Raw genomic sequence first — 20,796 nt, forward strand, 5'->3', positions numbered from 1 at the left:
AAAGCAGCTCGTGACCGCGGTAGAGGAGGGGAGGCGATAAATGAGAGTCGTGGTCTTCATCGGGCGACGCGTCGTGCGGATGGTGTTGTGCCTGATCGCAGTCTCGTTGCTGACCTGGACGCTGCTGCAGCTCGCACCAGGCGACTTCGCGAGTATTCAAGCGGTCGGCGGGGGCGACGTCGGGCTGGCTCAGCAGGCATCGGCGGAACAACAGTCCGGACTGGTTGAGCGCTACGGTCCGGACATTCCGTCCTGGCAGCAGTATCTGACCTTCATGGCAGGCGCCGTGACCGGCGATATGGGCCCCAGCTATCGCTACACGCATCTGACGGTGGAGCAGATCATCGCCGGCGCCTTTCCGATCTCTGCTGGACTGGCGCTGGGTGCGGTCACTATCGCGGTAGCCGTGGCCGTTCCGCTCGGGATCCTGGCCGCAGTGCGCCGGAAGACGATCTGGGACACCGGCACGATGTTCACCGTCACCCTCGGGCACGGGCTGCCGAACTACCTGGCCGGTCTGGTCCTGGTGCTGATCTTCTCCTCCGCCCTCGGGCTGCTGCCGCCGTTCGGCTGGCGCGGGCCGGAGAACGTCATCCTGCCGATGGTGGCCCTCGCGGTGTCGCCGATCGCGATGCTCGCCCGCTACGTACGCAACTCGGTCCTGGAGAACCTCCGGGAAGAGTACGTCGTCGCTGCGAGGGCCAGAGGTGGCCGGTTCCGCACGATCATGACCCGCCATGTACTGCGCAACTCGATGATGCCGTTGGTGACGGTCATCGGCCCGATGTTTGCCGGGCTGGCGACTGGGACGATCTTCATCGAGTCGATCTTCGGCATCCCCGGCCTGGGCCGCTACTTCACCGAGGCGGCGGCGCAACGGGACATGCCCCTGCTGATGGGCTCCTCGCTGTTCTTCGCCGCGCTGCTGATGGTGATGAATCTCGCGGTGGACCTGGTGTACGCGTTGCTGGACCCGCGGGTGCGGGCGAGCTTGAACCTGACCCCGACCGGTGAGGACGTGGCGAAGAAGATCGGAATCGGAGGCGATGTGCCGTCCCGGGCGCAGTCGCCGCAGGGAGAGGCGGCACTATGACCGCGACAGATGCCAGCACAGCAGCCGGTCAGCACGGTAAACCACGCTCCGAGTGGTCCCGCCGGTGGGCACGGTTCCGGCGGAACAGGCTCGCCGTCGTCGGGCTCGTCATCGTCGTCATCGCCTGTATCGCCGCAGCGGGCGCACCGCTGTTCGCCCCGTACCACTACGCCACGCTCGGCCCAGGCGACGAGTTCCTGCCCACCGGGTCTCCCGGGCACCTCATGGGCACCGACATCCTTGGCCGGGACATCCTCTCCCGCGTGCTGTACAGCCTCCGGACGGCCCTGTTCATCGCCGTGGTCGCGGAGCTGCTGTCGCTGATCCTGTCCTTCGCGATCGGTCTGTTCGCCGGGTACAAGGGCGGAAAGATCGACCAGTGGCTGATGGCGGGTACCGACATCATGTTCGCGTTCCCGGGGTACCTGTTCGCTGTCCTGCTCGTCGCCGTTCTCGGTCGAAGCACCTCGGCGGTGATCCTCGCGCTGACGATCGGTAGCTGGGTGGGCCTGTCCCGGCTGCTGCGGGCACAGATCCTGAAGTTCAAGACCCTGGAGTTCGTCGAAGCCGGGCGCGCCATGGGCGCGACCGGCTGGACGCTGGTGATGCGCTACATGGTCCCCGGCGCGATGGGCCCGGTCCTGGTCAGCTCGAGCTTCGGGATCCCCGCCAACATGCTGGCGGAGTCGGGGCTGGCGCTCCTCGGACTCGGGGTCGCGCCGCCGATGCCGAGTGTCGGCACGATGATCAACGACGGCTATCGGTACGTGCAGTCCTTCCCGCACCTGATCGGGTGGCCGGTGCTCGTGTTCGTGCTCATCATGTTGGCCTTCACCTGGGTAGGAGACGGATTCCGTGATGCATTCGACGTCGATGAGAGCTGAGGGCGCGGCCGTGCGGTCGGAGCCGACCGGCCCGTTGCTGGACATTCGCGACCTCACCGTGGGCTTCGCGCTGCCGGACGGTGTCAAGGACGTGGTGCACGGCCTGGACCTCGCCATGCCGCACTCGGGAGCCCTGGCGCTGGTCGGTGAGTCGGGCAGCGGCAAGAGCGTCTCGATGCGCGCGGTCCTCGGCTTGCTCCCCTCCAACGCGCGGGTACGCGGATCCGCCACCCTCGCACCCCAGGACGGCCCCGCCCAGGAGCTGATCTCGCTGAGCGAGCCGAAGCTGCGACGGGTGCGGGGAAACCAGATCGGCATGGTGTTCCAGAACGCGATGGAGGCGTTCAACCCGTCGGTGCCGTTGGGGCGGCAGCTGGCCGAGGCGCTGCTCTGGCACGGTGCCTGTGATCGCCGCACCGCCAATCGCCGGGCGGTCGAGGCACTGGCGGATGTGGGCATCCCCGAACCCGAGCGCCGGGTCAAGATGTACCCGTTCCAGCTCTCCGGCGGGATGCGCCAACGCGCCATGATCGCGATGGCGATCATCGGCCGCCCGCAACTGATCATCGCGGACGAGCCCACGACGGCGCTCGACGTCACGGTGCAGAAGCAGATCCTGGATCTGCTGGTGGAGCTGCGGGATCGGGGGATGGCCCTGTTGATGATCACCCACGACCTCGGAGTGGCGCGCTATGTCTGCGATGACGCCATCGTGCTGCGCGACGGCCGGCTCGTTGAGCAGGCACCGGTCGAACAACTGCTCACCGGTGCACGCGAGAAGTACAGTCAGTCGCTGGTCGACTCGGCTCTCGACCTGGGGCTGAGCTCGCCGGAGCGGGAGCAGGCTACCGAGACGGATGCTGGCGCGCTGGTCCGCGCCGAGAACCTCACCAAGGTGTTCAGTAGCCGCGGCGGACACGTGGTGGCAGTGGACGACGTGTCCTTCAGTCTCAATCCCGGCCGCACGCTGAGCGTGGTCGGCGAATCGGGCTCTGGGAAGTCCACGCTGGCTCGGATGGCGCTGCACCTGATCGAACCCACCTCGGGGGAGGTGACCTTCGATGAGCATCCCCTGGCACAGCTGCCCGCCAAGAAGCTGCGCCTGGTGCGCCGGGACATGCAGATGGTGTTCCAGTCCCCGTACGGGTCACTGCTGCCCTCGGCCACCGTGTCCGAGAACATTGGTGAACCGCTACGGATCAACCGCATCGGCACCAAGATCGAACGTCGGGACAAGGCTGCCGAGCTGTTGCGGCTGGTGGAGCTGGACACCGACCACCTGGACTTCTATCCCCGCCAGCTCTCCGGCGGCCAGCAGCAACGGGTAGCGATTGCCCGCGCGCTGGCGCTGGAGCCCAAGTTCCTGGTGGCGGACGAGCCGACCTCAGCACTGGACGCCTCGGTACAGGTACAGGTGCTGGACCTGCTGCACGGGCTGCAGGACCAGCTCGGCTTCGCAATGCTGCTGATCACCCACAACCTCGCCGTCGCTGAACGCCTCGCACACGAGGTGCTGGTGATGCGCAGCGGCAGAGTGGTTGAGCACGGGCCGACCGAGCAGGTCTTCCGGAACCCGGAGCACGAGTACACCCGCGACCTGCTGGACGCGGTGCTGCCGGTCCGGATCGGTCTGGACCGGCCGGCATGAGAGAACCGGCGGTGGCCCGCAGCGCGGGTCGCCTGACAGGCTGGGTACCGGAGGAACGAGGTGCCCCGGAGCGAGGCACCGCAGCACGCAGACAAGGAAAGTAGAGAGTATGAGTGACGAGGTAGGCGTCGGCATCCTGGGGCTGGGTGGGATCGGACTCACCCACGCTCGCGCGCTGCGGGAGCTGGCACCGGACCTCCGGCTGCGTGCCTTCAGCGGCGGAGACGCGGCACGCGCGCAGGAGGCGGGCTGGCCCGAGGCCGTCCAGGTGGAGCCGGACGAGCTGGCCGACACCCCCGGCGTCGACGTGGTGGCCATCTGCTCGCCGAGCGAGCAGCACGCCGCCCACGCCCTGGCTGCCCTGAACGCCGGGCGGCACGTGGTGGTGGAGAAGCCACTCGCCCTGCAGGTCAGTGATGCGGAACGGATCGTTGCGCTCGCCACCGAGACCGGCGCCGTCGCCGCGGTGATCTCTCAACGCCGGCTGGAACCGGAGTACGCCGCGCTGCAGGAGGCACTCGCGGCCGGGTCTCTGGGGCAGATCAGGCTGGCCACCACCCAGGTGCACTGGTGGCGGGACGAGGAGTACTACCAGGCCGCGCCATGGCGCACGGCGATGGCGGGCGGTGGCGGCTCGCTGATGAACCAGGGCGTGCACAATGTGGATCTGCTGCGCTGGCTGTGTGGTCCGGTCACCGACGTGACCGCCCAGTACGGCACCCTGGCGCACGCGATGGACGCCGAGGACACCACAGTGGCGACGCTCCGCTTCGCCAGCGGGGCGCTGGGGATGATCAGCACCTCGACCGCGACGCCGCCCGGTTCGCCGGCCACTGTCACCCTGCACACCGACCGCGGCGTCGTCGAGCTCGGTCAGGGTGAGGTGCTGCGCTGGGACATGCAGGGAGTACCTGCACCGACGGCGGCCAGTGGGATCAGCAGCGGCGCCGCGGATCCGCGGGCCATCGGCATTGCTGGACATGTGCAGCAGTGGGGCGACGTCCTGACGGCGATCCGCACCGGCGGCGCCCCGGTGGTCAGCGCTGCCGACGGTGCGGAGACTGTCCGGCTGCTGTGCGCCGTCTACCGTGCCGCCGAGACTGGCCGCACCGTGCGGCCCGAGGAGCTCTGAGATGAAGGTCGCGATCGTTGGCGCCGCTCACCCGCACGCTGCCTACGCCCTGGACGAGGTCGCCGCACGCGCCGATCTCGAACTGGTGGCTGTGTGCGAACCGGACGAGCAGCTGCGCCGTGCCTACCTCCCCGAGAATCTCACCGCCCCGATCTACGACACGGCTGCCGGTCTCTTCGACGCCCACGATGTCGACGTCGCCCTGGTGGCCGGTGTCTATGGCCGGCGCGGGGAGGACACCCGCCTGGCGCTGGAGGCCGGAGCGCACGTGCTGGCCGACAAACCGCTGTGCACCAGCCTGTCCGAGCTGGACGAGATCGCCGCGGCCGCCGAACGTACCGGCCGGTATGTCTCGGTGGTGTTCGAGAAGCGGGCCTACCCGCCGACGCTGGCGCTGCGGCGACTGCTCGCCGACGGGGTGCTCGGTGAGCTCGCCCTGGTGGCGAGCACCGGACCGCACAAGTTGAACCAGTCCAGCAGGCCGCCGTGGTTCCTCAGCCGTGCCGGATACGGCGGGATCGCCGGAGACCTCCCGGTGCATGACATCGACCTGGTGCTGTTCCTGACCGGCGCCACCACTGGGTCGGTCACCGCCGTGACCGGGAACGCCCGCCGCCAGGACCATCCGGAGTTCGACGATCACGTGGCCGTGCTGCTGCAGGCGGGGGAGGTGGCGGCAACGATCGAGGCCAACTGGCTGTCCCCGCAGGCCGCGGAGGTGCACGGGCACTATCGGATGCGGTTGACCGGGTCGGAGGGGACTGCCGAGCTGGACTGGGCCTACAACACGCTCACGGTGGCCACCCACGACCGCGCACCCTGGCAGGAGCCGCTCGAGGAGGCGCGCCGGCCCGCGGCGTACTTCTTCGATGCGCTGGCTGCGGGTGCCGAACCGGAGATCGGCACCGCTGCCAGCCTGCTCGCCACGCGGGTGGCACTGCTGGCCCAGCGCAGCGCCGATTCCGGTGGCCGCCCGGAGAAGTTCGGCACCTGACCTGGCGGCATGCGGAGCCGTGCGGCTGGCGCCGGCGAAGGGCGGTAGCCGCACGAGGGCGCTGGCCGCCGTCTCCCGGTGGGCTAGCCGGTGAGCAGCATCCCGACGTCGACCGCAGCTTCGGGTGCGCAGTGCAGGAGGAACGCCGGCCACACGCTGCGGGTGTAGGCCCAGATCCACGCCAGCAGCACGCCCATCAGAGCCGCGAAGATGCCGCCGGACACGCTCAGCGAGAACTCTCCGTTGGCGCTGAGCAGGATCAGATGACCGGCGCCGAAGGCCACGCTGGTGACGACCAGACCCCACCCGACGGGTGCACCGGCCAGGCGCCACGGCGTGCCGAAGGCGCGATCGAGCACGGCGAGCATCGCGGCCCGCCAGATGAGCTCCTCGGTGAGGTTCGGGATCGTGGTGTTGTACAGCAGCTGTTCGGCGCCCACCTGCTGGTGCATGGCTGGATCGATCGACACGGACATCACAGTCAGACCGGCGAACAGGACGAACACCGCTCCGATCACGATCAGCGCGGTGCGCCCGCTGCCTGGCCGGGTCCGCCAGGTCAGGTGGGCATCGTCGCGTGCCCAACGCCAGAGCACGGCGAACAGGATGCCGACCCAGAGCAGGTCGACCACCTTGCCCTGCCAGTTGTGCTCGAACTGGGCGAAGAACGCCAGCCGCGGGGTCCTGCCGGCCAGCGCGGTCAACACCAGGAATCCGCTCACCACCAGCAGGGCCGGCAGCACCCGGCCGGGAGCCGCGCGGCCGACACCCCCTGCGCGCTTCGCCGGGCGCACACTGCCGAAGAGCAAGGGCAGGACACCCACGCCGATCGTGATCAACACCAGGATCACGGCCCACAGCGCAGCGGAGCGAACAACGTCGGAGAACTGCACCCCCTCGGGCATCGGCGCGAGCAGCCCGGAAGCCACGAGCACGGCGAGGGCCGGTGCCAGTACCGGTGCGATCCAACGCGCGCTGGTGACCGGCGTGGCTGCCACCGACGGCGCAGACGGGTCCATGAGGCGTCACCCTAACCGCGACTGGGGAGGCGTCGAGGGGTTGTCCAGTTTTTGCAACCGGATGCTAGACGGGTGAGACGCCGGCCTGCTAAGTTCATTGCGACCGGTTGCAAACTGAAGCGGCTGGACTACCTCCGCCGCAGTCAGGAACACCAGGAGGAGCAATGAAGCCCAATGTCCCACGGTCTGGCCGACGGCGTTTCGGTCTGGTTGCCGCGGCGCTGACCGCCGCGCTCGCGCTGGTGGCCGCGCCGACCCAGGCCGCACCCGGTGCGGACGCCGATGCCGGCAGCGCGCAGACCGCCACAGCCGCGAGCGAGGCTCCCACCCCGGTCGTCGAGGACCTGGGCCCAGCGGTGATGTCGGTGAACGTCCGCTCGGCGACCTTCGGTGAGCTGGCCGACGGCACGCCGGTGGCGTACGCGATCTCCAACGGCAACCCCGCCACGTTCACCATGGTCGATGCCACGACTGGCGAGGCGCTGTTCAGCAGCGAGATCGAGGGCACCACCCTCGGTGGCTGGATCCTCGTCGACGACGACGGCATGGTCTACTTCACCGCTCGGCACCCGATGTCCGCCGGCCTGTTCTCCTTCAACCCGGAGACCGGTGAGCTCACCAACCTCGAGGAGCGGGTGGCCGGGGAGCTGGTGCTCTACAGCGGCAGCTGGGGTCCGGATGGTCGCATCTACTTCGGTACCTATCCGAACGCGAAGGTGGTGGCGTTCGACCCGGAGACCGGTGAGATCCAGGACTACGGCACGCAGACCGAGGATGCCTCCTACGTCTTCTCCCTAGGTGTGGTCAACGGCGAGATCTGGGCCGGCACGGGCCCGGTCCCGCACCTGTACGTGATCGACGCGGCCAGCGGGGACCGGCGGGAGATTCAGCCCCCGGACCACGTGATGGCCAATACCCAGTGGTTCATTGGGATCGACCAGCGAGCCGATCAGGCGCTGATCCGGCTTTCACCCCGGGGAAACTACGACACCGCGGTGCTCGATCTGGACACCGGCGAGTGGTCGGAGCAGATCATCCCCAGCGTGTTCGGCTCCGGGCCGACCAACCTGGACGCCGACGGCCGAACGTACCTGTTCTCCGAAGGCGTGGTGACCAGCTACGACACCACCAGCGGCGAGCTGGTACCGACGGGCTGGGCCGATGCCGACCTGCCCGAGCTGCTCGCGGACCAGGTGGGCACCTATGACATGGCGGTCCTCGAGCTGCCCGGCACCGAGGGCGAGACCCTGGTCGGGATCAGCACCGACGGCGACCTGTGGACCTACCACCTCAGCACCGGGGAGACCACCTTCACCCGCGCAGAGATCGAGCCGGCACCGGCGGAGGCGCACGGACTCGGGGTCGGGCCGGACGGCAACGCCTACATCGGCGCCTACCTGTCCAGCGGTTCGATGACCCAGGTCGACGCCCAGTCCCTCGAGCTGACCCCGCTGCGCGGCCCGAAGCAGGCGGACGCGATCGCCACTCACGGCGACGAGCTGATCGTCACCTCCTACCCGGGGGCAGTGATGCACGCCGGCGACCTCGAGCAGGAGTGGGACTGGGGTACCAACCCCCGGCACGTGCTCACCCTGGAGCGAGGCGAGCCGCACTTCCAGGACCGGATCAACGGCGTCGTCTCCATCGGTGACCGGGTCGCCCTGGGCACGGTGCCGGACTACGGCGAGCTCGGTGGCGCTCTCACGCTGGTAGACACCGAGAATGGTGAGTTCGAGTTCCACCGCAACGTGGTGCCGGACCAGAGCATCATCTCCCTCGCGTACGCCGACGGTCTGATCTACGGCGGTACCTCGATCAACGGCGGGCTGTCCTCTGACCCGACCGCGGACTCGGCGGAGCTGTTCGTCTGGGACGTGGACGCACAGGAGGTGCTCTGGTCGGAGCCGCTCACCGATCAGGCCGGCTACCTGGCCGGACTGTCCTGGGGCGCCGAGGGCCAGCTCGTCGGGGCCACCTCGGACGGTGTGCTGTTCGAGTTCGACCCGAAGGAACGGGAGGTCACCTGGTCGGTCCGCCTGTTCGAACCCGATCAAGGCAGCCACGGCGGCTGGGGCTACTCCACCAAGACGATCTGGGACGAGCGCACCGGCTCCTACCTGGTCACCCTGAACGGCACCCTCTACCAGGTGCATCGCACCTCCGGGGAGTTCGAGGTGGTCGCCGAGGAGATGGAGCAGATCACCCGGGATGGCGCCGGCAACATCATCGGTCTCGACCTCACCCACGCCTACCGCATCGACATCGACGGCGCAGACGTCACCTGCGATGAGACGATCACCGGTGACCACCGGGGGCCGCTGCGGCTCACCGAGGGCGTGACGTGTGTGGATGATGCCACCCTGCGCGGACCGGTCACCGTCGCCTCTGGTGCGAGCCTGGTCATGACCGACTCGGAGCTGTCCGGTCCGCTGCGGGCCGACGGCGCCAGTGTGGTGCACCTGGTCGACTCCGTGGTGAGCGGCCCGGTGCGGATCGACGGGACCAGCGAGGACCTGGTGCTGCGCGGCACCACGGTGCGCGGCCCGGTCGAGCTGACCACCAGCAGTACCGCGTTGGCACCTCTGGTCAGCCAGAACACGGTGAACGGCCCGCTGTCCTGCTCGGGCAACGACCCGGCACCGGTGAACGCCGGCCTCGGTAACGAGGTCAGCGGGCCCAGCAGCGGGCAGTGCGCCGTGCTCTAGCGGCATCCGGCCGGGTCGGCTCCTGATCAGGATCCGACCCGGCCGTTTCCCCACTGCGGGGAGGGGTCGACGAGGATCCGCGGCCCTGGCGATCGTGGCCAGAGACTGGACGAGGGAGTGCGATGAGAGGCAACAGCAGAGCGGGGACGCTCGTCGGAGCGGCAGCGGCCCTGGCGGTACTGACCGTCACAGCGGTGGCAGGTTCGCCCGCCGAAGCAGATCCGACCGCCGAGGACAACCTGCTGGCCAATGCGAGCTTCGAACAGCTCGACGACCAGGGGTGGCCGACCGGCTGGCAGCCGATGTGGGCCAGCTCGACCGAGGCGTTCTGGTCCGACAGCGACCAGGCCAGCGACGGCTCGACGAGCATGCGCGTGCTGGATGAGAGCGACGCCCGCGGCTATGCGATCCGCAGTGACACCCTCTCGGTCACCGAAGGGGACAGCCATCGCCTCGCTCTGGACGTGCGGCTGGACTCGGGCACCCTACAGCCCTCGGTGCTCTACCTCGACGAGGACGGTGAACGTGTCTCGCTCGACCATCAGAGAGTCCGGTCGACCGACGGCGCCTGGTCCAGCCAGGGTTTCCTGTTCACCGTACCCGAGGGAGCCACCCAGGCCCAGGTACTCCTCGACACCACGATCGCGTTCGTCTCCGACGGATGGGTGGACAACGTGACGTTCTCGCCAGCCACACCCGACGAGGCCACCGGCACCGAAGAAGACCTAGGACAGCCGATCACTGGTCTGACCAACGCCGGCGCCGGGTACACCGAGGACGCCCAGGGCCGGGACATCGGCCTGGTGGTGGCCGGCGGCTCACCGTCACAGTTCAGCGCCGTGGACCTGATCACCGGTGAGCGGCTGATGACCGAGACCATCGAGGGCAGCACCCTGACCTGGGCGTATGCGACCACGCCGGACCGCATGGTGTACCTGGCCACGGCCTCCGGGCAGGTCTACCGCTTCGACCCGGATGCGCTCACCCTGACCCAGATCGCCGACCAGCCGTTGGGGGAGACCTACTTCTGGGAAGCCGGCGTCAATGCCGACGGCGACCTCTTCTTCGCCACCTACCCTGGCGGCAAGCTGCTCGGCTACCAGCCGGAGACCGACACCTGGCAGGACTACGGCACTCTGGTCGAGGGCAACAGCTACGCCCGCAGCCTGGCGGTGGCCGGTGACGACGTCTATGTCGGCGGTGGCACCGCGACTCCGTCCCTGACCCGCGTGGACACGGCCACCGGAGGGACCGAGAGCATCGAGCTACCCGCCGAGTACGCCGACCAGGAGTTCGTCTACGACGTCAGCCTCGCCGGCGACACCCTGTTCGCCCGGGTCAGCCCGGCCAACACCGTCCTGGTGTACTCGCTGACCGACGGCGCCTGGGTGGACACGATCGAGAATGCCGTGGGCCTGGAGGTCTCGCCGGCCGTGACCACCTCCGATTCCGGCACCGAACGCACCGAGGTGCTCATCCCGGAGATCGGCGGCGGAATGATCGCCTACGACCTGGACACGAGGGAGCAGCGGGCGGTCTCGATCGACCTCGGTGGTGCCTCCGCACGGGGCTGGGCGGTGATGGACGTCGGGCTCGAGGGCTTCCCGGGCGAGTCGTTGGTGACCGCCACCAGCAAGGCGGTGTTCCACGTCTGGAATCCGCAGACCGGCGAAACTCGCCTGATGCGCACCGATGCGATGCCCACCCCGTTCCAGATCCGTTCGTTGGGCACGGGACCCCAGGGCGACGCCTGGGTCGGTGGCTATGCCTCTCCTCCCGGGATCGCGCAGGTGGACGCCGAGACCGGGCAGTCCGTGCTGCGGCCGGGGCCCGGTCAGGTGGAGGGCATGGTCGCCCACGGTGACGACCTGGTGATCGGTACCTACCCCGGCGCGCTGCTCTATACCTACGACAGCACCCAGGACTGGGAGAACGGCACCAACCCGCCCGAGCGGGTCAGTATCGAGCACGGCCAGGACCGTCCGGTGGCCTGGGTCTCCGCTGGTGAGAGTGTCGCGATCGGTACCGTGCCCGACTACGGACACCTCGGCGGGGCGCTCACCTTCTTCGACCCGGACACGCAGCAGATGAGCGTGGTCGAGGGGGTCATCGAGGATCAGACCGTGATCAGCCTGGCCTACGCCGACGGGTTGGTCTATGGCGGGACTGGGATCTGGGGCGGGCTCGGCATCGATCCCTCGACGAGCGAGGGCCAGCTGTTCATCTTCGACCCGAGCACCGGAGAGGTCGTCTATCAGGACGTCCCGGTACCCGGGGAGGAGAACGTGTCCGGGCTGGCGTTCGGTCCGGACGGAGACCTCTGGGGGATCACCGCGAACACCCTGTTCCGGTTCGACCCCGAGACCCGGGAGATCGTCGAGCGGCAGCGCTACTTCGACGTGGACGATTCGGCCGCCTACTGGACCACCCGGGAGCTGGTCTTCCGCGGCGACCGGCTGGTCGGACAGACTGCTGGCCGAGTCTTCGAGATCGATCCGCAGACGCTGCAGATGACCGTGATCGCCACCGGCACCCAGAACTTGGCCGTCGACCGGCTCGGCAGCTACTACTACAACCGGGGCGGCACCCTGTACCGATGGGTGCCAGACGCGCCGGCACCGGCCTGCGACCGAACCATCACCGGCAGGCATGCGGGCCCCCTGCGGGTCGAGGACGAAGTGCTGTGTGTGACCGGCGGTGAGCTGGCCGGGCCGGTGCGTATCACCACCGGCGCCTCGATCGTGATGACCGACTCCTCGGTGGTCGGCCCGATCAGCGCGGACGGTGCCGATACGGTGCAGCTGCGTTCCAGCCACATCACCGGGCCAGTCTCGGTCACCGGAACGGTGGGCGAGGTGCTGATCGCGGGGAACACGATCATCGGGCCGCTGCGGTGCGACGGCAACATCAGTGAGCCGACCAACGGTGGCGAGGCGAACACCGTCACCGGCCCGGCCGCGGGGCAGTGCGCCGGGCTCTGACCGGCCCGATCGCGCCCAACGCAGGTACCTGTCCATCGTGTCGAAGGAGATGCATTATGAGCGCACGACCTGTCCACCGTCCTGGGGCCAGCGGGTTGTCCCGCCGTGGCTTCGTCACGGGCACGCTCGGCGCCGGACTGGGCGCGAGCGTGTGGGGGACGACGGCTCTGGGTAGTGGTCCCGCCCGAGCAGCTGAGCAGGCGATTGGACCGGTCAACGGAGGCTTCGAGGAAGCAGTCGTCGACGGCGTGATCCCGGGATGGTCCCAGTCCTACGGTGGAGGAGGCGCCGGTTCTTTGAGCGTCGTCGAAACCCACGCGTTCGAGGGGCAGGCCAGCCTGCAGATCCACGATCCGGATTCCGATCAAGCTTATGGGTTGCTCAGCGATGCGATGCCGGTGACGGCCGGGGAAGACTACGAGCTCACCCTGCGCGTCCGGTTGCCGGAGTCCACCGAGCCGAATGACACCATCCATGGCAAGGCCTATCTGTATTTCTACGCCGAGTCCGGTAGCCGGGTCGGCTCGTCTAGTGCCCATTTCCGAGATTTGCCGCATGGCGAGTGGGCCTCGGTCCGGCTCGGAGCGACAGCCCCGGAGCAGGCCACGACCGTCTCGGTCCTGCTCTATGCGACGCCGGCAGACTCCTCGACCTTCTATATCGACGATGTCCGTCTCAAGCACAACCCACCCTTAGAGATCACCGACCTAGGGGTGGCGATGTACACGGCGAATGTGCGGTTGGGCCGGGCTGACGTGCTTCCCGACGGGAGTGCTGTGGCCTACGTGTTCAACAACGGCGAGCCGCTCAGCCTCAACGTGGTCGACCTGAACTCCGGCGAGGTGCTGGAGGTGCACGAGGTGAGTGGAAGCAGGGTGATCAGTACCGCCGCGATCGGGGATGATCACATGCTGTACTTCAGCGGTCGGAGCCCGGATCCCGGTGCCCTTTGGCGGTATGACCCGTTCAGTAGGGAGGTGGAGCAGCTGGCCGCAGCGCCTGCCGGCGAGACTGCTGTCAACGATCTGCTGGTGGACGGCGGCACCGTCTACGGCAGCACGTACCCGAACGCCAAGGTCTGGGCGTACGACACTCTCACTGGCGACTTGCGCGACTACGGGCAGGTCACGGACCTGGGCAGCTACGCGCGCAAGATGACGATGGTTGACGGCGACCTATGGATAGGGACCTCCACCAGCCCCGAGCTCCTGCGGATGGACACGGAGACGGGTGAGCGAACCGAACTTCCACTACCCCCTGACATGGTGGGGACGGCCGACTTCTTCAGCGAGCTGACTACCCATGAGGATCTTGTCCTCGCCCGTTACTCACCGTCGGATGAGGCCAGCGGGGCAATCTACGACCTCAGCGCGGGGGAGTGGTATGGCCAACTCGATACGGGGTGGTGGACTTACACCACGGTCGACGGTGCCTTCTTCTATGCCGAGGCCAATACGGTCCGTGCTTTCGACATCGCGACTCGCCAGTCCCGATCCATCGGGTGGGAGGACAGTGCGCTGGCCGAGGAGTATGGCGGCACAGCCAGAATAAATGTTGTTGATCTGAGTATCGATGGCTTCCCGGGCTCAACGCTGGTGGGCTTCCGCGATGACGGCAGCATCTGGCGCTTCAATCTCCAGACAGCGCACGGCGACATCCTGACGCCCGATATCGATGGGGCGCCGGCAAAGGTTCAGTCAGTCGGGCACGGCGCAGACGGCAACATCTATTTCGGTGCCTACCTGAGCTCGGGGGTGATCTCCCGCATCGTGGTCGACACCGGCGAGCTCGAGCAACTGAGTGGACCCAGCCAAGCTGACAGTATCGTCGGACACCACAACCAGACGGTTGTCGGTACGTATCCCGGGGCAGGGTTCTACGCCGGTCATAGGAACAAGACTTGGCAGTGGGGCACCAACCCGTCGCACCTGTTCTCGGTCGGTCGGGACAACGGCCAGGACCGAGCCGCGACGATGGTGGCCGCTGGTCCGAGAGTGGCGGCTGGGACGATCCCCAACTTCGGCGAGCTGGGTGGAGCACTTGTCCTCGTGAATCCCAACAGCGGCAAGTACGACATCTACCGGAACATCGTCCCCGACCAGAGCGTGACTGCGCTCGCCTACCAGGATGGCATCGTCTACGGTGGCACCGGCATTTATGGTGGCCTGGACAGTGAGCCCACTGCAGAGACGGCTGAGCTCTTCGCCTGGGACACACGCCGCGACCGCCTCGTGACTCGCAACGCGGTGGTCGCAGGCGCTGAGATCATCCACGCGCTCGCGTTCGACTCGGTGGGGCGCCTGTGGGGTATGGGAGACGAGGGCACGCTTTTCCAGTGCGACGTGCGGACGCTTCAGGCGGTCCGAAATCTCGATACGGGCATACGTAACGCCAACATCTGGGGTCGGTTGAGCGAGCTGTACCAGCACCCGGTCGACGGTCTGATGTACGGCAACGCTGGTGGCCGGTTGTTCCGGTTCGATCCCGAGCAGCCGGACTTCACTGTTCTCGGCCCCGGCGGTGTGCGGTATTCAGCGGTTGACGCCAAGGGCGTGATCTACTTCGCCAACGACACGAACGTGTTTCGCTGGCTGCCGTGACTCGGTCAGGCGCGCGTCCCGCTGTGCTTGTGGTGCGCACCGACGACGGCGGAACTCACCTGCCCAGGTGAGCTCCGCCGTCGTGAGTGGTTACTTGATCCCCGACATCATCACGCCGCGCACGAAGTAGCGCTGCAGCACGATGAACACCAGCAGGGCCGGGATGAAGGTGATCACCGAACCAGCCATGATCGTGGCCAGCGGCGCCTCCTGCTCCTGCATCGAGCTCAGGCCCACGGTGAGCACGTAGTTGGTGGGGGACTGCTGAGAGACCAGCGGCCAGAGGAAATCGTTCCAGTGCCAGAGGAACACGAACGTGCCCAGGGTGGCCATGATCGGCTTGGTCTGCGGCAGGATGATCGTCCAGTAGATCCGGAACTCGCCGGCGCCGTCGATCCGGGCGGCATCGATCAGCTCGTCCGGGATGTCCTGGATGAACTGCCGCATCAGGAACATCGCCTGGGCGTTGGCGATCGTCGGCAGGATCATCCCCCACATCGTGTTCAGCCCGTCCAGCTCTGAGACCACCAGGTACTGCGGGATGATCGTCAGGTGGTAGGGCAGCATCAGCATCGCCACGAAGACCCAGAAGATGAGCTCTCGGCCGAAGAAGCGCTTCTTCGCGAACGCGTAGCCGGCCATCGAGGCGAACAGCAGCACCAGGAACACCGAGACCACCGAGTAGATGGTGGAGTTCAGTGCCCAGGTGGGGATGGAGCGAGAGCCCATCGCCTCGGCGTAGGCGCCGAAGGACGGGGCAGTGGGCAGCAGCGAACCGGGGAGCTCGACCGCCTCACCGGGCTGCAGGGAGAGCGCGACCATGGCGTAGAACGGGAACGCGGTCAGCAGCGCCGCGACGATCAGTAGCAGGTGCAGGCGCCAGGTGCGCTTGCGCCGCTTGGCCGGGACCGGACTGATTGGCGCCGAGGCGCCGGCGGGCCTGCTCGGAGCGGTCGACGTGGCAGTCATGCGGACCTCCCGACGAGGCGTCGTTGGATCAGCGAGAAGATCAGCGTGATCACCAGCAGCACCACACCGGCCGCGCTGGCGTAGCCGAAGTCGAAGTACCCGAAGCCCTGGTCGTAGATCATGTAGGTCAACGTGTAGCTGGCCCGCACCGGACCACCGGAGGTCATCACATAGATGGTGTCGAACACCTGGAAGGACTTCACCGTCTCCAGCACCAGCACGAAGAACAGGGCGGGCTTGAGCAGCGGCATCGTCACGTTCCGGAACCGTTGCCAGGAGTTGGCACCGTCCAGGGAGGCGGCCTCGTAGTAGTCGATCGGGATCGCCAGCATGCCCGCCAGCAGGATGAGCATGTTGTAGCCGAAGTTCATCCACGCGCTCACCAGCGCCAGGGAGGGCAGCACCCAGAAGCTGCTCTGCAACCAGTTCACCCCGCCGATCCCGACTCCGTCCAGCACCCAGTTCAGGGGGCCGTCCGGGCTGAAGATCCAGACGAACACGAGACCGGAGAGGACCGGGGAGGTCACGACCGGGAGGAAGAAGATCGAGCGGTAGAAGGACATCCCGCGCAGTACCCGGTTGCACAGCTGCGCCATCGCCAGGGAGATCGCCACGGTGAGGGGGATCGCCACGAACGCGTAGACGCCGGTGGCTCGGAGCGCGTTCCAGAAGATCGGGTCGGCGAAGAGCCGCTCGAAGTTGTCCAGACCGAGCAGCTCGAAGGTCCCGTTGAGCTTGTAGTCACCGAGGCTGAGCATCATCCCGTACAGCGCCGGGATGATCCGGAAGATGGTGAAGAAGACAACGTACGGGCCGATGAAGACGTAGGCAGCCAGCGCGGTCTTGGAGGTGAGCACGCGCCGTCGGCGTTCTTTGCGGAGTTCTGGACTGGGGGCGGAGATCGTCGCCACGTTCGGTACCTTCTCGACTCGTTGACTGCTCTCAAGGGGCGCGCCGAGCCAGCTGGCCCGGCACGCCCCCCGATGGGCTGATCAGCCTCGTTCCAGCAGAGCGTTGACCTCTTGCTCGGCGGTGTCGAGGGCGGCCTGCGGGTCGTTGCCGTTCACCAGCACGGACTGGATGTGTGGCCGGATGGTGTCGATGATCTGGCGTGCCTGCGGGTGCATGATCCCGACTCGGACCTGGTCCAGGTAGTCCATCCCCTGAGCGGTCTGCGGGTCGTCCTCGAAGAGATCGTCGATCGACTCCCGCGGGGGCAGGTAGCCGGTGTCGGCGAGGAAGTCGCGCATGAAGTCCTCTTCGGAGAGGAAGCGCACCCAGGCGCGGGCAGCGTCGGGGTTCTCGGTGGTGTTGAAGATGGACCACGCACCGACCGACCCGCCGGCCACCTGCTCGACGTTCTGCAGCGGTGGCACGACCTCGATGATCTCGGGGTCGACCAGCTCGCGGGTCTGGGTCAGGTTTCCACCCATCACATAGCCGACCTCGCCCTGGCCCACTGCGGTCTGCTCGAAGGGCTCCATCACCGTGAGCGGCTGCTGCGGGACCCATTCGTTCTCGGTCATCTCCTGGATCAGCTCCAGTGCCTCCAGACCCTCCGGGCTGTTGAACGCGGCGGTGGTCATGTCCTCGGAGAGCACCTGACCGCCGGCCTGCCAGAGGAACATGTAGAACGTGTGGTTCAGCGTGGAGGTGCCGGAGTACTCGGTGGCGTAGTAGCCCGCGTCGACGAACTTCGGTGCGGCCTCGCGGAACTCGTCCCAGTTGGTGGGGCACTCCACCTCAGCTGCTTCCAGGGCTTCGGTGTTGCAGTAGGAGGTCATCATCTGCATCAGCAGCGGTGCGCCGTAGAGGGTGTCCTCCCAGGTGTTCGCCTCGAGCGCGGAGTCGTAGAAGTCGTCCCAGTCCTCGCGCAGGTCGTCCAGAGGCATGAGCATGTCCTCTTCGGCCCACTGGGGGATGAAGTCCGGGTTGAAGTAGATGACGTCCGGCGCGTTCTGGCCGGCGACCGCCGTGACGATCGCGTCTTCCCGGTTGCTGAAGGACTGGGGCACCAGCTCGATGTTGACGTTCGGGTACTCCTCGTTGAACTCCGCGACGTGCGGCTCCCACCAGTCGGTGGTCTCTGAGACGCCGACCGGGTAGAACCAGAACGTCACGTCACCAGAGACCTCCTCGGGGTTCGCGGGCTCGCCTCCCGAGCCGTCGTCGCCTCCGCCACAGGCGGCGACGAGCATCATCGCCGCAGCGGCCATCCCGGTGAGCTTTGCTCCCGTTGTGCGCTTCATGCGCCCTCCCAGTCAGTCTTCATCCTTGAACACCATGTGATGCAAGCGGTTGCAGGCACGCTAACGAAGCCGTCTTTCGGATGTCAAGGCTTCTCGCCCAGGCTCGGGGTAACGTTCTGGTCTCAGCGGCGTCCGGGAGCGTTCCGTGGCTCGCTGGGTGGCGGCCCGCTGCGGATGCAACCGGTGGAACGTTCGGTACCGGCGCGCGGCGTGAATGTGTCACTCTTGACCTCTACTGCACGGGGTCTGCAGCAAGTGCTGATGGAAGGAGCGGCTGATGAGGCGAGCCACGATCTATTCGATCGCCGCCGAGCTGGGGATTTCGGCCTCGACGGTCTCGCGGGCGTTTTCCCGGCCGGATCTGGTGCGCGACTCCGTCCGGCAACGAATCCTCGATGCGGCCGACCAGATCGGCTATCAGCCGAGCCGGGCCGCGCGGAGCGTGGCCACCGGGCGCACCGGCCTGGTGGGCCTGCTCGTCCCGGACATCACGAACCCCTTCGTGCCACCGCTGGTGCGGGCGATCGAGATGGCCGCGGCCGAGCGGCAAGCGGGCGTGCTGTTGGTCGATGCTCGGGCGAACGGTGCCGCCGAGCCGGGTCTGGTGGTCCAGCTCAAGGCACAGGTCGATGGGCTGGTGATCGTCTCTCCGCGGGCTAGTGCTAGTGCATTGAGTGGGGCGCTCGGCTCCACCGCAGCGGTAGTGGTGAACCGGGTGATGCGGGGGATGGCCAGTGTGGTCTGCGACAACACCGTTGCCATCGAACGGGCGGTCCAGGCGCTGGTGGCAGACGGGCATGAGACGCTCGCCTTGCTCCGCGGCCCGGCCGACGCCTGGGCCTCGAAGCGCCGGGCCGAGGCGTTCCGCCGTGCTGCTGCCGACGCCGGCGTGCGCCTGCTCGAGCACGGCCCGTTCGAGGCTCAGTTCGAGGATGGCCGAGCGGCGGCGGAGGCCGTGGCCGCGTCCGAGGCCTCCGCGGTCCTCGCTTTCGACGACCTGATGGCCTGTGGGGTGATCGCTGGCCTGACCGACGCCGGTCTGCGGGTGCCGTATGACGTGAGCGTTCTGGGCTGCGATGACGTGCTGCTCGCTCGCACGATGACGCCGGCGCTGAGCACCATCAGTGCTCCGATCGGCGGTCTGGGGGAGCGGGCCGTCGAGCTGCTGGACGAGGTGATGGCCGGTGCGCGCATCCGCCAGGAGCGGCTCGAGGGCGCCTTGGCGCTGCGGGGGACGACGGCGGTCGCTCGCCCGCGAAAGTCCGCCGCCTGAGCGCTGCCAGTCCGCGCGAGGCTGTCGCTTCACCGTTGCTGGGCCGCGCGAGGCTGTCGCTTCACCGTTGCTGGGCCGCGCGAGGCTGTCGCCTCACCGTCGCTCGGCCGTGCGAGCGCGCACCCTGCCCGCGGGTGTCGCACGGATCCCGGTGTCGGATCGCATGGCTGCAACCGCTTGCAAGAAAGGGGCGGTGATCGCTACGGTGTGCATCGGGCCGTGCTGACCCACCACCCGATGGAGGACCGATGACCGACAGGCGTACGTACGTGGCGATGCGGCCGGAGGAGTTCGACCGGCTCTTCTCCCCTGAGGCGGCCGCCGAGCTCGGCCAGCTGACCCAGGTGGACTACGCCTCCGGTGAGGGGAAGGTCCCGGTACCCGAGGACATCGCCGAACGGTACGACGTGCTGATCACCTCCTGGAGCACGCAGCGGTTCCCACCCGAGCAGTTGCAGGGCAGCCGACTCCGGCTGGTGGTGCACGCGGCCGGTTCGGTGCGCACGCTCTTCCCCCGGGAGGTGCTGGACGGCCAGGTTCAGCTCGCTCAGGGTGGGGCGGACGCGATGGCCGTGGCGGTCGCGGAGCTGTCGGTGACGTTGGCCCTGGTGCTGCTGCGCAACGTGCACAGCCACGACCGCGGCCTGCAGGGGACGCGGGACTGGGTGACCGGGGGGCGCGGAATGCTGGGCCGGTCGGTGCACGACCAGCGAGTGGGCGTCGTCGGCCTGTCCCGGGTGGGCCGACAGGCCGCCCGGATGATGCAGGGACTCGGCGTCACCCGGCTGAGTGCTTACGATCCCTACGCCGCTCCGGAGAGTGCCCCGGGGATCGATCTGCTCCCGCTCGATGAGCTCTGCGCCACCAGCGATGTGTTGCTGGTGTGCGCACCGGTCACCCCCGAGACGCGCGGTCTGCTCGGTGCCCGGGAGTTCGCGGCGCTCCCGGACGGCGCCGTGCTGATCAACGCCGGGCGTTCCGCGGTCACCAACGAGGCAGCCCTGGTGGCGGAGCTGCGTAGCGGGCGGATCAGCGCCGGTCTGGACGTGTTCGACACCGAACCGCTACCCGCCGACAGCCCGCTGTTCGGCCTGGACAACGTGGTGCTCACCCCGCATGTGGCCGGTGGTACCACCTGGTCGCGCCTGGAGCAGGGGCGTGCCGTCGTCGAGGAGGTGGGCCGATTCCTTCGTGGCCAGCCCCTGGCGCACGAGGTGACCGCCCAGAACTACGACCGGCTCGCCTGAGC

General features: G+C 67.8%; 14 protein-coding genes. 10 read left to right on the forward strand and 4 right to left on the reverse strand.

The features are described 5' to 3' along the window. The first annotated feature begins 40 nt into the window (after nt 1–40). From FU260_RS04220 to FU260_RS04240, 5 genes are all read left to right on the forward strand, one after another. A complete protein-coding gene (locus FU260_RS04220; RefSeq protein ID WP_147915923.1) occupies nt 41–1,093 on the forward strand; it encodes an ABC transporter permease in 1,053 nt (350 codons plus the stop codon). Further along, on the forward strand, nt 1,090–1,977 hold the full coding sequence (locus FU260_RS04225) for an ABC transporter permease (RefSeq protein ID WP_147915924.1): 888 nt from the start codon (nt 1,090–1,092) through the stop codon (nt 1,975–1,977). Before FU260_RS04220 ends, FU260_RS04225 begins: the two co-directional genes overlap by 4 nt. After that, nucleotides 1,967–3,625 carry a dipeptide ABC transporter ATP-binding protein gene (locus tag FU260_RS04230; protein WP_168211642.1) on the forward strand — a complete coding sequence of 553 codons (1,659 nt, stop codon included), beginning with the start codon at nt 1,967–1,969 and terminating at the stop codon, nt 3,623–3,625. Before FU260_RS04225 ends, FU260_RS04230 begins: the two co-directional genes overlap by 11 nt. Nucleotides 3,626–3,734: 109 nt before the next feature. Next, nucleotides 3,735–4,757 carry a Gfo/Idh/MocA family protein gene (locus tag FU260_RS04235; RefSeq protein WP_147915926.1) on the forward strand — a complete coding sequence of 341 codons (1,023 nt, stop codon included), beginning with the start codon at nt 3,735–3,737 and terminating at the stop codon, nt 4,755–4,757. A gap of 1 nt (nt 4,758) precedes the next feature. Next, the gene (locus FU260_RS04240) at nt 4,759–5,751 is read left to right on the forward strand and encodes a Gfo/Idh/MocA family protein (RefSeq protein WP_147915927.1); all 993 of its coding nucleotides are present in this window, start codon (nt 4,759–4,761) and stop codon (nt 5,749–5,751) included. A gap of 83 nt (nt 5,752–5,834) precedes the next feature. Here the strand turns inward: FU260_RS04240 and FU260_RS04245 are convergent, their stop codons facing one another. Continuing rightward, entirely contained in the window at nt 5,835–6,770 is a 936-nt protein-coding gene (locus FU260_RS04245) for a CPBP family intramembrane glutamic endopeptidase (RefSeq protein ID WP_147915928.1), read from the reverse strand. A gap of 164 nt (nt 6,771–6,934) precedes the next feature. Here FU260_RS04245 and FU260_RS04250 point away from each other — a divergent pair, with 164 nt between their 5' ends. From FU260_RS04250 to FU260_RS04260, 3 genes are all read left to right on the forward strand, one after another. After that, the gene (locus FU260_RS04250; protein ID WP_147915929.1) at nt 6,935–9,475 is read left to right on the forward strand and encodes an NHL repeat-containing protein; all 2,541 of its coding nucleotides are present in this window, start codon (nt 6,935–6,937) and stop codon (nt 9,473–9,475) included. Nucleotides 9,476–9,597: 122 nt separating this feature from the next. Continuing rightward, nucleotides 9,598–12,456: a carbohydrate binding domain-containing protein gene (locus FU260_RS04255; RefSeq protein WP_147915930.1), complete on the forward strand. Its 2,859-nt coding sequence runs from the start codon at nt 9,598–9,600 to the stop codon at nt 12,454–12,456. 56 nt (nt 12,457–12,512) lie between these two features. Further along, nucleotides 12,513–15,056, forward strand: coding sequence for a hypothetical protein (locus FU260_RS04260; protein WP_147915931.1), 2,544 nt, complete (start codon nt 12,513–12,515; stop codon nt 15,054–15,056). 90 nt (nt 15,057–15,146) lie between these two features. Here the strand turns inward: FU260_RS04260 and FU260_RS04265 are convergent, their stop codons facing one another. The 3 genes from FU260_RS04265 to FU260_RS04275 form a co-directional block, all read right to left on the reverse strand. After that, nucleotides 15,147–16,025 (reverse strand): carbohydrate ABC transporter permease, encoded by an 879-nt coding sequence (locus tag FU260_RS04265; RefSeq protein ID WP_147915932.1) that lies wholly within the window; start codon nt 16,023–16,025, stop codon nt 15,147–15,149. Further along, nucleotides 16,022–16,936: a carbohydrate ABC transporter permease gene (locus FU260_RS04270; RefSeq protein WP_210418202.1), complete on the reverse strand. Its 915-nt coding sequence runs from the start codon at nt 16,934–16,936 to the stop codon at nt 16,022–16,024. Before FU260_RS04270 ends, FU260_RS04265 begins: the two co-directional genes overlap by 4 nt. Before the next feature lie 81 nt (nt 16,937–17,017). Beyond that, on the reverse strand, nt 17,018–18,274 hold the full coding sequence (locus tag FU260_RS04275) for an ABC transporter substrate-binding protein (RefSeq protein ID WP_147915933.1): 1,257 nt from the start codon (nt 18,272–18,274) through the stop codon (nt 17,018–17,020). A gap of 277 nt (nt 18,275–18,551) precedes the next feature. Here FU260_RS04275 and FU260_RS04280 point away from each other — a divergent pair, with 277 nt between their 5' ends. Both FU260_RS04280 and FU260_RS04285 read left to right on the forward strand, forming a co-directional pair. Continuing rightward, complete coding sequence (locus tag FU260_RS04280; RefSeq protein ID WP_147915934.1) at nt 18,552–19,547, forward strand: LacI family DNA-binding transcriptional regulator; 996 nt, start codon at nt 18,552–18,554, stop codon at nt 19,545–19,547. A gap of 248 nt (nt 19,548–19,795) precedes the next feature. Continuing rightward, nucleotides 19,796–20,794, forward strand: coding sequence for a hydroxyacid dehydrogenase (locus FU260_RS04285; protein ID WP_147915935.1), 999 nt, complete (start codon nt 19,796–19,798; stop codon nt 20,792–20,794). Nucleotides 20,795–20,796 lie beyond the last annotated feature (2 nt).

This window comes from Ruania zhangjianzhongii (genome assembly GCF_008000995.1).
Taxonomy (GTDB): domain Bacteria; phylum Actinomycetota; class Actinomycetes; order Actinomycetales; family Beutenbergiaceae; genus Ruania; species Ruania zhangjianzhongii.

Coding starts and splice junctions, on each gene's coding strand:
- FU260_RS04220 (WP_147915923.1), top strand. CDS start 41: ATGAGAGTCGTGGTCTTCATCGGGCGACGCGTCGTGCGGATGGTGTTG.
- FU260_RS04225 (WP_147915924.1), top strand. CDS start 1,090: ATGACCGCGACAGATGCCAGCACAGCAGCCGGTCAGCACGGTAAACCA.
- FU260_RS04230 (WP_168211642.1), top strand. CDS start 1,967: ATGAGAGCTGAGGGCGCGGCCGTGCGGTCGGAGCCGACCGGCCCGTTG.
- FU260_RS04235 (WP_147915926.1), top strand. CDS start 3,735: ATGAGTGACGAGGTAGGCGTCGGCATCCTGGGGCTGGGTGGGATCGGA.
- FU260_RS04240 (WP_147915927.1), top strand. CDS start 4,759: ATGAAGGTCGCGATCGTTGGCGCCGCTCACCCGCACGCTGCCTACGCC.
- FU260_RS04245 (WP_147915928.1), bottom strand. CDS start 6,770: ATGGACCCGTCTGCGCCGTCGGTGGCAGCCACGCCGGTCACCAGCGCG.
- FU260_RS04250 (WP_147915929.1), top strand. CDS start 6,935: ATGAAGCCCAATGTCCCACGGTCTGGCCGACGGCGTTTCGGTCTGGTT.
- FU260_RS04255 (WP_147915930.1), top strand. CDS start 9,598: ATGAGAGGCAACAGCAGAGCGGGGACGCTCGTCGGAGCGGCAGCGGCC.
- FU260_RS04260 (WP_147915931.1), top strand. CDS start 12,513: ATGAGCGCACGACCTGTCCACCGTCCTGGGGCCAGCGGGTTGTCCCGC.
- FU260_RS04265 (WP_147915932.1), bottom strand. CDS start 16,025: ATGACTGCCACGTCGACCGCTCCGAGCAGGCCCGCCGGCGCCTCGGCG.
- FU260_RS04275 (WP_147915933.1), bottom strand. CDS start 18,274: ATGAAGCGCACAACGGGAGCAAAGCTCACCGGGATGGCCGCTGCGGCG.
- FU260_RS04280 (WP_147915934.1), top strand. CDS start 18,552: ATGAGGCGAGCCACGATCTATTCGATCGCCGCCGAGCTGGGGATTTCG.
- FU260_RS04285 (WP_147915935.1), top strand. CDS start 19,796: ATGACCGACAGGCGTACGTACGTGGCGATGCGGCCGGAGGAGTTCGAC.